Raw genomic sequence first — 13,644 nt, forward strand, 5'->3', positions numbered from 1 at the left:
CGCACGATCAAACGATCGGCGGGGCGTTTGCTTGGTTAAGCTCGTTGCTTATGGAATGATATACCAAACATTATCGACTTTTTTCATTTTCGAGGTGCTGCTACCCGATGAACCAAAGCCTTCGGTCGCCATATCGGTTTTTTGTTCTTGACCCATCACCGACATGCTCATTGTGCCACTGGCGATTTTGATTTCAGCATCGTCGCCGCTTTCTGAAACTTTTTCAACTTTGAGGTTTTCGACCTTGACGTTCAATTCAGCGCCAAGCGAACCCAATTGTTGCAATGACGTTAAGATTTCGGCTTTTTGGGCAGCTTGTTGCTCAGGCACGAAATATTTTGAAAGGGTATCGGCCCATTTTTCTTGGGTAGCGGTTTCGCTGAGCTTGGTATCATTGAACGCAGCCACAAAATCGTTGAAGAATTTTTCGGCCCGAACTTCGGGGGCTTCGGCGGCTGAACCACCACAAGCAGCCAAAACACCCATCACCATCAACAACATCAAACCTGATGCCAAACGACGAACCAGTTTCATAATGCGTTTCCTCACAGACCCTATGGGTAGGGTAAAATTTCCACAGTCGCAAGCATAGCAGCACTGTCAAGGGGTTAATAAACTAATTGGATCTACTGATGCATCAAGAGTTGCCACCACTCACCTCGCATAGGCTGACAACCCCAAGCTTGGGTAACCAACCGTTGCGGCGATTTCAGCGCCATAAAATGCTGCAAATTGAGTTGATTGATTAGTTGAGGTCTGGTGTTCTGCGATACGCTCACGAATATAGCTACGTTTATCTGGGTCATAATTAGGCAAAGCTTGGCCTGCAAAGCGTTTAAACCGCCCGTTGGCGCAACCAACGTGGTACATACCCAACCTGCATTCATTCTCCTTAATTTGGTGATGTTTCAAGCCGCATGTTCAAGAAGTTGTTCTCGTTCAGCTTAAATTCCTTAATAATTACTTAATGATTTTCATGCTGTGCTTAATGCAAAAGGAGCAGTGGATGAATTTGTAAGGTTATCGTAACCGAGCTAGTTGTACTTTTTTCAAGTGTGGCATACAATAGAGTAAGATCGCTACGCCATTATCGCGCTCCATGTACCACAGAAAGGATGCAGCGATGCCCCCAATTCAAAAAGCGTTTGTTATGGTTGTCGAAGATAACGCCGACAACATGTGGATTATTACCGAAATGCTGAATGATGACCCGCGTGTGCGTTATTGCAACGTTCGGCCATCAGGTAAGCAACTTTTCGCATTTATGGCTAAAAATGACGTTCCACCAATTAATTTAGTCCTGCTTGATTTAAATTTGCCTGGTGATGACGGATATAGCATTCTCGAAAAGATTCGGGTTCATCCGAAATTAAGCAATGCCATCGTGGTTGCAGTCAGTGCCGATAATACTGCTGAAGATGTTGCTAAAGTACGCGCTTCGGGGTTCGATGGATTTATTGGTAAACCTTTACGCCATGATCGGTTTCCAGAACAATTACAACGGGTAATGGATGGCGAGGCAGTCTGGGAGCCAGATTAGGTAACGATAGGCCGAGGGACGCAAAATGGGTGCGCTCAGTGGGTTGAGTTCACCCATTAATTGTTTAAGCAAACATGTGATAATCACGCGATCCCGCTAGTTGGAAGGCTAACCGCAAAGCATGTTGTAAATCGTTGGTGGTGCGGGTGCAGGCCAAATTCATGCCCAACGAGACCAAAATTTGGGCAACATCAGGCGAAATGCCACATAAGATAATTTGGGTGCCGAGCAAACGCGCCGATTGGGCCAACTGCAACAAACTATTGGCCGCCACATAATCCAGCGCGGCGATCCCCGTAATGTCAATAATACAGACCGTCGCATGATTTTGGCTGATTGTCATAAGCACATTGGCGGTGATTTGACTGGCTCGTTCTTCGTCAACTGTGCCAATCAAGGGCAACAACATCACGGCATCGGCAATCTGCAATAACGGAGCCGAAAGCTCACGAATGGTTTGCAACAGTTGCTCTTGCTCTTGATAAACATCGGTCAAGCGGGTTAGGGTTTGCTCAAGTTGCGCATTGGCTTGGGCTAAATCGCGCTGTTGCTGCTGATCACGCAAGCGTCCAAGTGTAATTGCCAAGGCGCTGCCAATCCGATTAGCAAAAATGTTGAATAACGAAACTTCGACGGTGCTGAAAGTTTGGCCTTTCAAACGCCCAGCGTAGATCCAACCTAGCAATGCACCTTCGTTCCAAATTGGCAAGCCAATTGCTGCTTGCATCGGGTACTGGCCTTGCAAGGGGTCAGCGGGCCATGGCAAGGGTTCGCCAGCCTGCCAAGCATGGCTATAATCGCCTAGTTGCTGTGGTTGTTCAAGCTCGATGCTTGGCAAAACACGCTTGAGCCGCACGCCACGGCAGGCCTTGGCAACCAATTGCAATGGGGCTTCGAGCAGATAACAGACCGCAACTTCGCAGGCAAACAGCCGCGTGACTTTATCCAGCGCAACATCCAAGGTTGCCTCAATCGTTGTGAGCGTTAAAGGCAGCGATGAAATTTCATAGAGAATGGCAAGTTCGATTTCACGATTGAGCATACAAGGTTCATCCGTTCAATGGTCAGGCCTGACCAATAGCGTACACAACAACGGTTTTATTATGAAACAACGCCCCGCCCGTTTCAGCGGCAGCAATTTCACCAAAGCTAAACATCCCGACAACTGGTACATCCAAACCAGCAACTTCGCGAATGCGCTGCACTTCGGTGGCGGCTGCATCGCCCAACATAGCCAAACGCGAGACGCAATCAAAGATAATTAATGCTGCTGGTGGCCCATTCAGTGCAGCCAAAGCCCGTTTGGTGGCCAGTTGCGCGGCGTTGAACAAGGTTTCATGCGAGCCATGCATAATATGCGCGACCACATTTTTGGGCACGCTGGCAATGCATTCGATCGAGCCATCAGGATGGGTGCGCAGCGGGTCGCGAATCAAAAATTCGCCATTAATTTGGGGTAAACCAATTGGATGATCGATCACAAATCGCCCAAAATTTTCCACCGTCAAATCGGGGAAAAGCTCTTGATAGACCGCAAAGGCAGGCCGCCCATCAAGCTCATAAATAATCGTGCCTTCGCTGCGCGTAACCACCAAACCGCGGGCGGCAGGCTCCCAGCCATGTTGCACCCCAATCCCCATTGGAGTTGACGATTGCAGTAGGCCAACTGCGGCACCATCGCTAATTACCTGATCGTTGACAAATTGATAGGTTTGTTTGAATTGGAAGCTATCGCCAGCGCCGCCACCAACCAGCGGGCATAACGGGCCAAAAGCAGCGGTGGCATGCTGCACAAAATCGGTCAAGGTGCCAGCCAAACCATCGACCAAGATCAAGGCAGCTTGTTGACTAGTAGGGTTATCTAAAACAGCCTCTAATTGATCAGCCAACTGATCGGCAACCTTGCCCGGATCGGCTTTGACCCCTGCGACAAGGCTCAAATCCAGCTTGAGATCATCGGAAGCCAGTGCGAGTAGCACCACACCATGGGTAAAAGTGCCGGCATTGCTAATAATGCCGCCAGCACAACAGCCGATTAATGGCGCTTGTTGGCTTGCTGCACGAATGCCTTGAACAACGGCGGCCTGATCATAGGCATCAGTGGTAAAGGCGATCAGACAGGTTGGCGAATGGGGGGCAAGCTGCGTACAGGCTTGCTGGGCGGCGGCGAAACCAGCATCATAGCTGTGCTCAATCTGCGATGCACCGGTAGCTGCGTGTGTCGTCATTGTGGAATACCTCACAACACAAAAGATGCAGTGACTGCATTGTCGCAAGTGCGGATTAGCTAGGCCTAGGATACGATGGCGAATGGAATATAGGCAATAAACCGAAGGATTAACATGTGCTGTCTTAGCGGGTGAAAGTGGTTGAAAACGAGGCTCGGTAGTTGCTGAGCTTGACTACCGAGCCTCGTTGAATGGCGATTAACCCTCAAGCTCGTCGGCTAATTCGCGCACGGCTCGTTTGGCATAGAGCCAGACCGTACCAAGTTTGGGGGCAGCGATGGTTTTATCAAAGACCATGACCAGCAAAAATTGCTTGCCAACATCAAAAATATAGAAATCGTAAATATCACCTTCGTGCATATACAGGCCGCTGCCTGGGTCGTTATGCAGTTGACGGGTATAATCGACCATTGTTGAGAAGCTGGTGGCCAACAAGGGCAAAAATGGCGGCAATGGCAGCGAGGTATGGCCCTCTTCGACCAATGGTACACCCCAACGGTCGGTCAAAATTGTCGATTGCGCCCCAAGCTGTACGCCGAGATCTTTTAGTTTTGCCACCAAAGGAGCCAAGGTTTCAGCAGTGAGCACCAACGAACCACCGCTACGCAACTTCGAGCCAAACGAATCATCAAAATTCGTGGCTGGGGCAGGTGGTGGCGTTTGCTGCACTGGGGGCGGCGTTTGTTGGGCAGGCGTGGTTGGCCGCGCTGGCGCAGGTGCTTGACGGTTTGGTTGTTGGGCCGCAGGCCGTGGGCTAACTGGTGGTGGTGCGGAACGCGAAACTGGAGTTGGGCGGGCGCTAACTGGCGGTGGCGCAGTTCGTGTTCGCTGAGGTGGTGCAGTTGGCCGCGGACTAACTGGCGGCGGTGCTTTGCTCACGCTGGCGGGCGCAGTTGAACGGGCTATCGGCGTTGGCGCTTTGGAAACTGGCGGTGGACCACCCATCCGCGCAGGTGCAGGTGCTTTGGAAACGCTTGGCGGCGGAGCAAAGCGAGCAGGAGCTTCGGGTTGTGGTTCTGGCTCAGGTTCTGGTTCATAGACAGGCTCTGGCTCGACCGGGCGCGGCGGCGGGACGGCTTGCAACGCTTCATCTAAAGCATCAAGCACCAACACCGCAGTTAAATTACGGTCGATGAAGCGAAATACCCCACGTTGTGCCGCTTGTTCAGCAACCTCAGGGTTAGCCGAACGTGCAACCAGAATCACCCGTGTGTCGGGCGCGAAATTTGGCACAAGATCAGCCAAATCCAAGCCACTAAACCCGGGCAAATCGTAATCGGCAACCAAGACATCGGGCGCAATTTGCTGCAACTCCCACAATGCTTCATTGGAAGATTGCAACATAGAAAGCTCAATATCGCCTGTGACAGCCGTACTCAGCGATTGAAGCACCGGATTATCACCAGCTACCACAAAGACCCTATAGCCCATACAAACTCCTACCTGTGAGGCTAAAGCCCCCGCTGTGGCAGTGCAACCGTAAACGTACTGCCGCGACCTTCTTCGCTTTGAACCCAAACATGACCATTATGCAATGCAACTAGCCCTTGCACAAGGGCTAAACCTACCCCAGTACCCCCATACTCTCGGGTGAGTGATTGGGCTACTTGGTAAAAACGCTCGAATATCCGTTGTAGATGGGACTCAGGAATGCCAATGCCTGAATCGCTGACGCTAACAAAGACCCATGGGCCAGGTTGCAGCGTACCTTTGAAATACGCATGTTCATAGGGCACTGCTTGAACAGTCTCACACCATGCCCGTACCGTAATCATCCCCTCAGCCGGGGTGAATTTCATGGCATTCGAAAGCAAACTCATCAGCACCAAGGCAATTTTGGCCCGATCGGCATACAAGGTGCACAAGGCATCGGGTGGGGTGGCTAATGAAAGCGTCTGCGATTTCTTCTGCGCCAGCCCATGCATTTGATCAATCACTTCGTAGAGCAATTCATCGAGCACAATTGGCTCGACCTGCAGCTCGGTTTGGCGGGTATCCAAACGCCGCAGATGGGTCATATCGTCGATGATTTCTTTCATGCGCTGAGCGCTCTCGACCAAACGATCAAGATAGGTGCGAATTGGCGGCTCACTGCGTTCTTGAATCACGATGCCATAGCCTAGTACGACTGCTAGCGGCGTGCGCAACTCATGCGAAGTAATCGAAATAAATTCACTCTTCAGCCGATCAAGTTCTTGTAAACGGCTATTGGCTTCTTGCACGCGGGTGAAGAGTTGGGCATTATTCAGCGCTGCTGCCGCTTGATTCAACAACAGCATCATGCCTTCGATCTGAGCGCTGGGCAAGGCCTCGGTATAATCAAACAAGGCACTGCCGATCATCGCTCCACCAACTCGCAGCGGAAAGGTGATCACGTTGTGGTCAGCTTCGGCTAGCTTGAGCGTAGTTTGAATTGGCTGTTGCTGTTGATAGGTTTCTTGCAAAAGCTGCCAGCCAGCCTCATTTAATTGGGGGTGGCTCGCTTGCCCCATCAACAAACGCGGCGATTCATCGGGTTGCTGCAACAGAAAATAGCCAAATTGACAGCCAATTTCGCTATTGGTGACCCGTACAATCTCGCCACACAATTCGCTTAGCGAAAGCGTGCGATTAAAGGCGCTGCTTAATTCAAGTTGATGCACAATTGCTTCAAGCTTGACCTTTTGTAACACCATTGCCCGTTGATGCAACACTTGGGCTACCGTCAAGCGCATTTCTTCGATTTCGAAAGGCTTGCTCAGATAGCTGGTTACGCCTTGTTGGACGGCTTCGCGCAAGGTTTCCAAGGTTGTTTGGCCTGTCATGATAATCACGGCTAAGCCTGGATTTAATGCCCGCGCCTGCCGCGCCAACTCAAGCCCACTCATCTCAGGCATTTTAATATCGGTCAACAACAAATCAAACACTTGATGGCGTAAATGATCAAGTGCGACTAAACCCGATGTGGTGTCAATAACCTGATAGCCAACATTGCGAAGTGCTTTCGCGCAATAGCGGCAAATCGACGTATCATCATCAACAACAAGGATAGCCGGAGCACGGCTATACTCAGAGGCTTCGTTGGGTTGGCGTTCGGTCATGGCCAACTACACTCCTCGATCAACCTAGATTGGTAGGATCAGGGTGATAGGGGTTCAAGAGCTGCTGCCGGTAGCAGCGTTTGCTTCCCATCACTAAGGGTTATTTCAACGACATGCGAACGAACACCAGAGGGCAAGAGTTGTGGCAATGCCGGAAAACTGCGCACAGTGCCAACTGTGCCACGATGTGGTCCAGCCACAATCCGCGCTGGGCTACCAACTGCCAAGCTGGCTTTCACCACGGCAGATTGTTCGATATTGCGTACCCGTGAGAGTGGAATCACCACCCGAGGGCGGCGTTGAGGGCTACGAAGTTGGGTAACGCCTTCGATCAAGGCTTCTTGTTGATCATACGAAGCTAAAACTTTGAAAAGCGCTTCGTTCATAGGATTCACCCCAAAGCCTTCAGTGATCATCAGGGTCAGGCCTGGATCACGGTTGTAGGGCGGGGCCGGCAAGCGCCATGTATTATAGCCTGTGCGCCAAGCATCAAATCCATCATCGCCAAGGAAATCGCGCAGTTCATGTTCTTCGATCCCGCCGACGATCACACCGCGTACTTGTTCATCAATTGCTCGGCGGAGTGCCGCTGCGGTGATGCTGGCTCCGCCAATCAAGATCGCATAGGCCGAACGGGCATCGATCGAGCTAATATCAACTTGTTCCTTGGGATCAGTCACTAGCAACCGCAGCACCCCAAAACGCTCGCCACCAAGGCCAAAAATGCCCTGAACATACGATGCAGGCGTTTCGATAATGACCGTGCGCGAATCTGGCACTTCCATCACGATCCCACGAACTTGGGCTTTGAGCTCGATTGGCAATGAATTTGGAGTTAATGTCACATAGCCAGTGCTACGATCGATTGTTGTTATTGTACCAGCAACTGGAGCCACCACCGTAGAGCCAGCAATTAACCCCGCCCGCGCCAAAACTTCGCCCTTGGCAACTTTATTGCCCTCTTCTTTTTTCATTTTCGAATAAACTTGGGTTGGCAAAACCCCCAGATCACGGGCAATATTAATAATTTGGGGATCAAGTGGGTATTGTGCCCGCAACACGATATCATCTGGCTCCACCCGACTACCAACCCGCACCAGCACTTCTCCTTCAACTGGTAGTTGGCGTTCGATGCGTGCAACCGTATGCATGACGACCGGGGCAGCACCATCAGGGTAGTAGTGCGTCATTGGTTGGGTCTCCTACAGGCAGTGGCAACAGGCTGCATTATAGCATAGCCCGGCCCTCTCGACATAGTGGCTTTTTGGCGCTTGGCAAGCCTGCAAAATAGTTATCGATAAAGAATATAATCATCAATCACTATAGCTTGATGCGCGTACTACCTTAGTGGAATTCTTCAATCCTATTTTAGGGGGTGCAGGGGATAAAAACCCCTTACATTAACCATCGTTAGGTGGGATATGCCGTCGATTGGCATGCCCTCACCCCCTAACCTAATCTTTCAAGGGTAGGCTTTTAACAATGATTAGGTGGGATATGCCGTCGATTGGCATGCCCTCACCCCCTGACCCCCGCTCCCGCACGCGAGGCGAGGGGGGAACCAGCCCAGCATGACCAGTGGATCTCCCCTCTCCCGCCCAGCGAGGCGCGGGGGAAACCGCCATCATGAAGACTGGAACTCCCCTCTCCGCCGCCGTGGGAGAGGGGTTGGGGGTGAGGGATCGAAGATTACTTAAAAACCTATCTCCGTAAAGACGCAGCTTAGCGATTATTTAGTTCGACGCTACAACGCAGCAATTCAGCCACACTCCAAGCTTGCCATGGGCAGCCACGCGGAGTGATCGGTGCATCGCCATCGAAAATCTCGCTGACCGAGCCAATCCCAGCATCGCGCAGGTGATCGGCGAATGGTTGCAGATAACTCCGCGCTTGCTCAACCCCATAGACTTTGCTGACCGCACTGATATATGGCCCAATTAGCCAGCCCCAAGTAATCCCTTGATGATACGAGGCATCGCGAGTTTTTAAATCGCCGCCATACACGCCAAGATATTGGGGGTCGTGGGGAGCCAATGAGCGTAAACCATATGACGTTAAGAGATGGCGGGCGCAGCTATCAACCACTGCTTTGGCGGTGGCATCATCAAGCGGCGAGTGCGCCACCGAAACTGCCAATAGTTGGTTGGGTCGCAACGCCGAATCAGCGCCATGCGGGCCGTCGATCACATCGTAGAGATAGCCATGCTCAGCCGACCAAAAGCGGCGATAAGCAACCGCTACTCGTTCAGCAGCACAGCGAAAGCGCTCAACATCGTGATCATTACCCAGTAAGGTGGCAAACTCGCCCAAGGTTCGTAGGGCGCTATACCACAAGGCATTAATTTCAACCGCCTTGCCCTCGCGTGGTGTGACTACCCAATCTTCAAACTTGGCATCCATCCAGGTTAATTGGACATTAGGTTCGCCAGCAGTCAAGAGATAATCATCGGCCACTTTGATTGAGTAGCGCGTGCCACGTTCATGCCAATCAATAATTTCGACCAATTTGGGGTATAAATCGGCGACCAATTGAATATCGCCAGTTGCTTGATAAACCGTGCGTAGCGCCTGAAAAAACCAGAGCGTTGCATCGACGGTGTTGTATTCTGGCTCAGCGCCAACATCAGGGAAGCGGTTGGGTAACATCCCTTGGCTCAAAAAGTGGCTCCACGTACGCAAAACATCAGCCGCCAACGTAGCCCGCCCCGTTGCCATCAACAAACCTGGCAAAGCAATCATGGTGTCGCGGCCCCAATCGCTAAACCAAGGATAGCCAGCAATCACGCTCCAGCCTTGCCATGTGCTGCCATCAGGCAATTGTACCGTCCGCCGCACCATAAATTGATCGGCGGCATACACCAGTTGCTTAATAAATTCGGGAGCTTTGTGCAAGAGGCGAGCCTGCTCAAGCAATTGGGCTTGGCGTGCTTGTTCACGGGCCAGCGCTGCCAGACCATCAGTGCTTGGATTGGCCTCGGTCGAAAATATCAAAGTTAGGCTTTGACCTGGCTGCAAGGTTGCCCTAAATCGGCCCGTTTGCAACAATCGTGCGGTATCAGGGTAGCCCCGCTCTAATTCTTCACGATAATAAATATCTTCAACCCATGTTGCTGGCTCGTTTTGCCATGTCGCATGGTCGCTGAGCATGCGCACCTGCGTGCCAGCAGGCGTGGTCATCAATACACCATTAGCCAAGGCGGCAAAACTTGGCTGCCAATTAGCATCCACGGTTGTATCGTGATGATCACGCTCGCTCAATAATGGGCGTAATTCAAGTTTGATCGGGTCGTTGCCACGCTCATGGGTCAGCAGCAGATAGGTGGTATTAGCCCCATCTTCCATCCAAATGCGTTGGCCTAGCACCGCTTCGGCTAAGACATACCGCGCAGTTGGAATCGCGCCATCTAGTTGCCAAGTTTCAAGATTACGATAGCCCGTGCTTAAACGGCCATCGCTAGTTTCAAAGCTGCTCAGTTCATAGGTTTGTGAGCCATATTCAGCGCTAGTTTGCAAACCACCAACCAACAAAGTACGACCAAGCGGTGGCTCTAAGGCAGCAATCAACAAGCCATGATATTTGCGAATTGGGGCATTGGCCAAGAGCGAACCCATAGCATATGCCCCAGCCCCATTGGTTACAATCCATTCGCGGCGTAGCGCAGCAGCGGGATGCCCAAGAATTTCACGTCCAAACATAGTGTTATGTCCTGCTAAAATGGTCGGCTATGTCTGCGATTATAGCAGAGCCGCCGCTTGAATTTGAATTTGCTCAGGTCGATAGCTCAAACGGGCCTGTACACCATAGCTGATCGTTGGAATCCAAGGTAGCAATAATTCCAACAAACTGGGCGATTGAAAATGCTGAATTTTGGTCGCAGGATGGGGATAGTAAATATAGCCAGCATAGGTTTGAGTTTGCCAGAACAATTGACAACTGATAAACGAAAAATCCTCAGGTGGGTGTAATTCAGTCCAATGGACTGCCCGAAAACTATAATCGGCTTGGAGCAAACGCCACTGGGCAGGCTGAATATCGAAATTAATCGTTGCCAAATGCAAGCCAGTTAAATCAAGGCCTAATGTTGCAAAATAGGGCTGTTGCATGGCGATTGTGCCAGCAGGATAGGGTGATACAGCCGATTGCCCTGAAGCCACACCATGGCCACGAATAACTGTTCCATCAACCCAGATTTGGCTCATAAACCCACCGATCGCTAAATGCTGGGCTAAGTTTAAACCAAAACCTAAAAAATCCAAACAGCACCATGAATTCATGGTGCTGTGAAAATCAAACGGCTTGCTAGCACTTATTGAGGCGGGGCAGCGTTCATGTCCATATGGAAGAATTCCCAGATGTGGCCATCGAAGTCCTGAATGGCGCGACTATACATAGCACCCATTTCAATTGGCTCGCTAAAGCTGGTAGCGCCAAGTGATAGTGCTTTATCAAACATGTGGTCAACAGCCTCGCGGCTTTCCATCGTCAACGACACCAGCACTTCAGTCGCACTGCGGGCATCGCTAATTGCCGCAGTTTGAGGAATAAATTCTTTGAATTTGGGATGGGTCAGCAACATGACATAAATTGTATCGCTAATCACAATGCTAGCAGCAGTTTCGTCGCTAAATTGCAGATTTTGTTGGTAGCCCAGGGCTTTGAAGAATTCAATTGATTTGGAGAGATCTTGCACTGCGAGATTAATAAAAACTTGGGTATTCACGTAGCAACTCCTTACCTACAAACACAATCGACTGTACTCAATCCGTTGATTTTGTTTCATCGGCAAAGGCTAAACCTTTAGCTGCCAACGCTTCGTGCAACTGACGAATGCCCTTCGGCCCCATGCCATGTAATTTGCCTAGCTCCCGAGCGCTGACTTGGGTCAATTGCGCTAAACTGCGATAACCAGCATTGTGTAAGGCTCGCAGTGCTGGTTGGCTTAGTTTGGAAGGAAAATCCTCGGTTGATTGTTCAGATGCATTCATCAGCCAAGCACCTTTGCTAATAAAACAAATGTTCTAATATTGGGTAGTATAACGATTAAACTTCAAAAAGTCAAGCAGTAATTTCATAAAAACAAGCTTTTTGGGTTTAATGATCTTGGTTCTCCATTACTGCAGGTTCAGCGATTTTGGCTATCGGATTCCTACTATTCAAACTTTGAGCCAGAGAAATTCATCGCTCAACCTCAGTTGATGATGTGCCAAATGAGACTATACCGATATGGTGATAATTTCAAACGATTCCCTAAATTCGGTTATCATAGTCCATAGATAAAAGCCCTTGCAATGCTCAGCTTTGATATTATGTCTATCAAGATTTGATTCACAGCATTTAAAGGTCTACAATTTTTATTTCTATCATTATAGAATTAACCAAAGGTACTTGTGATGAAATCATATTCGCATACGATTAAACTTTTCCTCGTATTTTTTATAAGCACTATCATCATATTCGTTCGTGGTAGAACAGCATTCTTGTACCCAAATCTCTTTGTAGAAGATGGGTATTTCTTTAGCTATATGCTCAATAACCATACTATCGATCAAATAGGGTTTATGTATGCAGGATATCGTTCAATAGTTCCTAACATTGTTATTTATCTATCATTATTTTCGCCATTCTTACCATTATCACCATATCTAATGGCTTTGTTTTGTTTGTTTAACAGTGCTGCGGCATTTACATTATTTGGTTTACGTCGATTTCGTTATTTTATTGAAAATGATGATGTTCGATTAATTATTTGTTTAATTATGGTATTACTGCCAACTGGTGACTATGTACTTCAAAGTAATACTGTATATTCCATTTGGAATAGTTTTTTTGTATTACTTCTATTAATTATGCTTCCTGTAAGCTCATCAAAGCTCGCGACAATTTTTCAAACGATTATATCATTATTAATAATTTTCTCACATGCTATGGTATTGATTATTGTGCCATTCTGTATTTATTTTTTGTTCAAGCGCCCAACCCTGCGCGACAAAATCTATCATGCAACCCTGATCGCTGGGGTTGGGTTGTATATGCTGACAAGTGTTGAACCAATTAAATCTGAAACCTCATTCGCTCCAATGAACCTTGGGTTTGGCGTTCAACTGGTCTTTGAACGAGTCTTTTTTGAAGGGATTTTTGGCAATATATTACGGATCGAATTAAACCAACACACACTTTATTTAGCTATGGCGATTGGAATTATGATTGGACTAAGCCTAGTAGGCTTAATCTATCGCTGGCGAACATATCTGCCTAAAAGTGTGCTGGAACAATTTTTTATGATCGGATTCTTGATCGTTGGCATGACGATGATGCCAACAATTAGCCGTAATTTACTGTTACAACGTGAATCGCTTTTGTTTGATCCATGGTCAGCAAATCGCTATTTCTATGTTCAACAACTCTTGCTCATACTAGTTGTGCTCCAACTTGGCTATTATCGATTTATAAAATCACAAATCTTGCTTGGATCAATCACAATTAAGCGAATGGCGGTTACAACTACCGCAATTATTGGCTTACTTTGGATTGGTTACTTAAACTATAAACATCGTCCAACATTCTTTAATCCACCCGAACAAAGTGGCCGTGAGGTGATTTATTTTCTTAGTTCACTTGATAAGCATTTACATGACCCTGCGAAAGCTGCCCAACCAATCAAGCTTGATCGCGGTGTTTGGTCAATTACCTATACTGGTTATGATAGCAGTCAGAAGAAATGAGAGAGGAGATATGATGATATAAATTGGCTAATATCAAGCCTAATCACGTTCTTGTACGACAATTTGATGATTA

At 48.8% G+C, this 13,644-nt stretch carries 13 protein-coding genes; 2 read left to right on the top strand and 11 right to left on the bottom strand.

The window, feature by feature from the left end:
• Positions 1-48 precede the first annotated feature (48 nt).
• On the bottom strand, positions 49-534 hold the full coding sequence (locus ABEB26_RS12735) for a hypothetical protein (RefSeq protein WP_345722395.1): 486 nt from the start codon (positions 532-534) through the stop codon (positions 49-51).
• Between the two features lie 120 nt (positions 535-654).
• Positions 655-870 carry a hypothetical protein gene (locus tag ABEB26_RS12740; RefSeq protein ID WP_345722396.1) on the bottom strand — a complete coding sequence of 72 codons (216 nt, stop codon included), beginning with the start codon at positions 868-870 and terminating at the stop codon, positions 655-657.
• Between the two features lie 253 nt (positions 871-1,123).
• On the opposite strand from ABEB26_RS12740, the gene ABEB26_RS12745 reads away from it, so the two are divergent.
• Positions 1,124-1,540: a response regulator gene (locus ABEB26_RS12745; RefSeq protein ID WP_012188825.1), complete on the top strand. Its 417-nt coding sequence runs from the start codon at positions 1,124-1,126 to the stop codon at positions 1,538-1,540.
• Between the two features lie 64 nt (positions 1,541-1,604).
• Here ABEB26_RS12745 and ABEB26_RS12750 read toward each other — a convergent pair whose 3' ends face one another.
• The 9 genes from ABEB26_RS12750 to ABEB26_RS12790 all read right to left on the bottom strand — a co-directional run bounded on the left by ABEB26_RS12750 (position 1,605) and on the right by ABEB26_RS12790 (position 11,834).
• Positions 1,605-2,582, bottom strand: coding sequence for an STAS domain-containing protein (locus ABEB26_RS12750; protein ID WP_345722397.1), 978 nt, complete (start codon positions 2,580-2,582; stop codon positions 1,605-1,607).
• Positions 2,583-2,604: 22 nt separating this feature from the next.
• Positions 2,605-3,768 (bottom strand): FIST signal transduction protein, encoded by a 1,164-nt coding sequence (locus tag ABEB26_RS12755; RefSeq protein ID WP_345722398.1) that lies wholly within the window; start codon positions 3,766-3,768, stop codon positions 2,605-2,607.
• Between the two features lie 198 nt (positions 3,769-3,966).
• On the bottom strand, positions 3,967-5,199 hold the full coding sequence (locus ABEB26_RS12760; protein WP_345722399.1) for a response regulator: 1,233 nt from the start codon (positions 5,197-5,199) through the stop codon (positions 3,967-3,969).
• Between the two features lie 20 nt (positions 5,200-5,219).
• Positions 5,220-6,848, bottom strand: coding sequence for an ATP-binding response regulator (locus tag ABEB26_RS12765; RefSeq protein WP_345722400.1), 1,629 nt, complete (start codon positions 6,846-6,848; stop codon positions 5,220-5,222).
• Positions 6,849-6,886: 38 nt separating this feature from the next.
• Positions 6,887-8,038: a hypothetical protein gene (locus ABEB26_RS12770; protein ID WP_345722401.1), complete on the bottom strand. Its 1,152-nt coding sequence runs from the start codon at positions 8,036-8,038 to the stop codon at positions 6,887-6,889.
• A gap of 532 nt (positions 8,039-8,570) precedes the next feature.
• Positions 8,571-10,544 carry an amylo-alpha-1,6-glucosidase gene (locus tag ABEB26_RS12775; RefSeq protein WP_345722402.1) on the bottom strand — a complete coding sequence of 658 codons (1,974 nt, stop codon included), beginning with the start codon at positions 10,542-10,544 and terminating at the stop codon, positions 8,571-8,573.
• Between the two features lie 39 nt (positions 10,545-10,583).
• Positions 10,584-11,048, bottom strand: coding sequence for a hypothetical protein (locus tag ABEB26_RS12780; protein ID WP_345722403.1), 465 nt, complete (start codon positions 11,046-11,048; stop codon positions 10,584-10,586).
• Positions 11,049-11,155: 107 nt separating this feature from the next.
• A complete protein-coding gene (locus tag ABEB26_RS12785) occupies positions 11,156-11,569 on the bottom strand; it encodes a VOC family protein (protein ID WP_345722404.1) in 414 nt (137 codons plus the stop codon).
• A 37-nt stretch (positions 11,570-11,606) separates the two neighbouring features.
• A complete protein-coding gene (locus ABEB26_RS12790; RefSeq protein WP_345722405.1) occupies positions 11,607-11,834 on the bottom strand; it encodes a helix-hairpin-helix domain-containing protein in 228 nt (75 codons plus the stop codon).
• 405 nt (positions 11,835-12,239) lie between these two features.
• On the opposite strand from ABEB26_RS12790, the gene ABEB26_RS12795 reads away from it, so the two are divergent.
• A complete protein-coding gene (locus tag ABEB26_RS12795) occupies positions 12,240-13,571 on the top strand; it encodes a hypothetical protein (protein ID WP_345722406.1) in 1,332 nt (443 codons plus the stop codon).
• Positions 13,572-13,644 lie beyond the last annotated feature (73 nt).

The sequence above is a fragment of the Herpetosiphon gulosus genome, assembly GCF_039545135.1.
In the GTDB taxonomy this organism is placed as follows: Bacteria; Chloroflexota; Chloroflexia; order Chloroflexales; family Herpetosiphonaceae; genus Herpetosiphon; species Herpetosiphon gulosus.

Coding starts and splice junctions, on each gene's coding strand:
- ABEB26_RS12770 (WP_345722401.1), bottom strand. CDS start 8,038: ATGACGCACTACTACCCTGATGGTGCTGCCCCGGTCGTCATGCATACG.
- ABEB26_RS12755 (WP_345722398.1), bottom strand. CDS start 3,768: ATGACGACACACGCAGCTACCGGTGCATCGCAGATTGAGCACAGCTAT.
- ABEB26_RS12790 (WP_345722405.1), bottom strand. CDS start 11,834: ATGAATGCATCTGAACAATCAACCGAGGATTTTCCTTCCAAACTAAGC.
- ABEB26_RS12765 (WP_345722400.1), bottom strand. CDS start 6,848: ATGACCGAACGCCAACCCAACGAAGCCTCTGAGTATAGCCGTGCTCCG.
- ABEB26_RS12745 (WP_012188825.1), top strand. CDS start 1,124: ATGCCCCCAATTCAAAAAGCGTTTGTTATGGTTGTCGAAGATAACGCC.
- ABEB26_RS12760 (WP_345722399.1), bottom strand. CDS start 5,199: ATGGGCTATAGGGTCTTTGTGGTAGCTGGTGATAATCCGGTGCTTCAA.
- ABEB26_RS12780 (WP_345722403.1), bottom strand. CDS start 11,048: ATGAGCCAAATCTGGGTTGATGGAACAGTTATTCGTGGCCATGGTGTG.
- ABEB26_RS12740 (WP_345722396.1), bottom strand. CDS start 870: ATGTACCACGTTGGTTGCGCCAACGGGCGGTTTAAACGCTTTGCAGGC.
- ABEB26_RS12735 (WP_345722395.1), bottom strand. CDS start 534: ATGAAACTGGTTCGTCGTTTGGCATCAGGTTTGATGTTGTTGATGGTG.
- ABEB26_RS12775 (WP_345722402.1), bottom strand. CDS start 10,544: ATGTTTGGACGTGAAATTCTTGGGCATCCCGCTGCTGCGCTACGCCGC.
- ABEB26_RS12795 (WP_345722406.1), top strand. CDS start 12,240: ATGAAATCATATTCGCATACGATTAAACTTTTCCTCGTATTTTTTATA.
- ABEB26_RS12750 (WP_345722397.1), bottom strand. CDS start 2,582: ATGCTCAATCGTGAAATCGAACTTGCCATTCTCTATGAAATTTCATCG.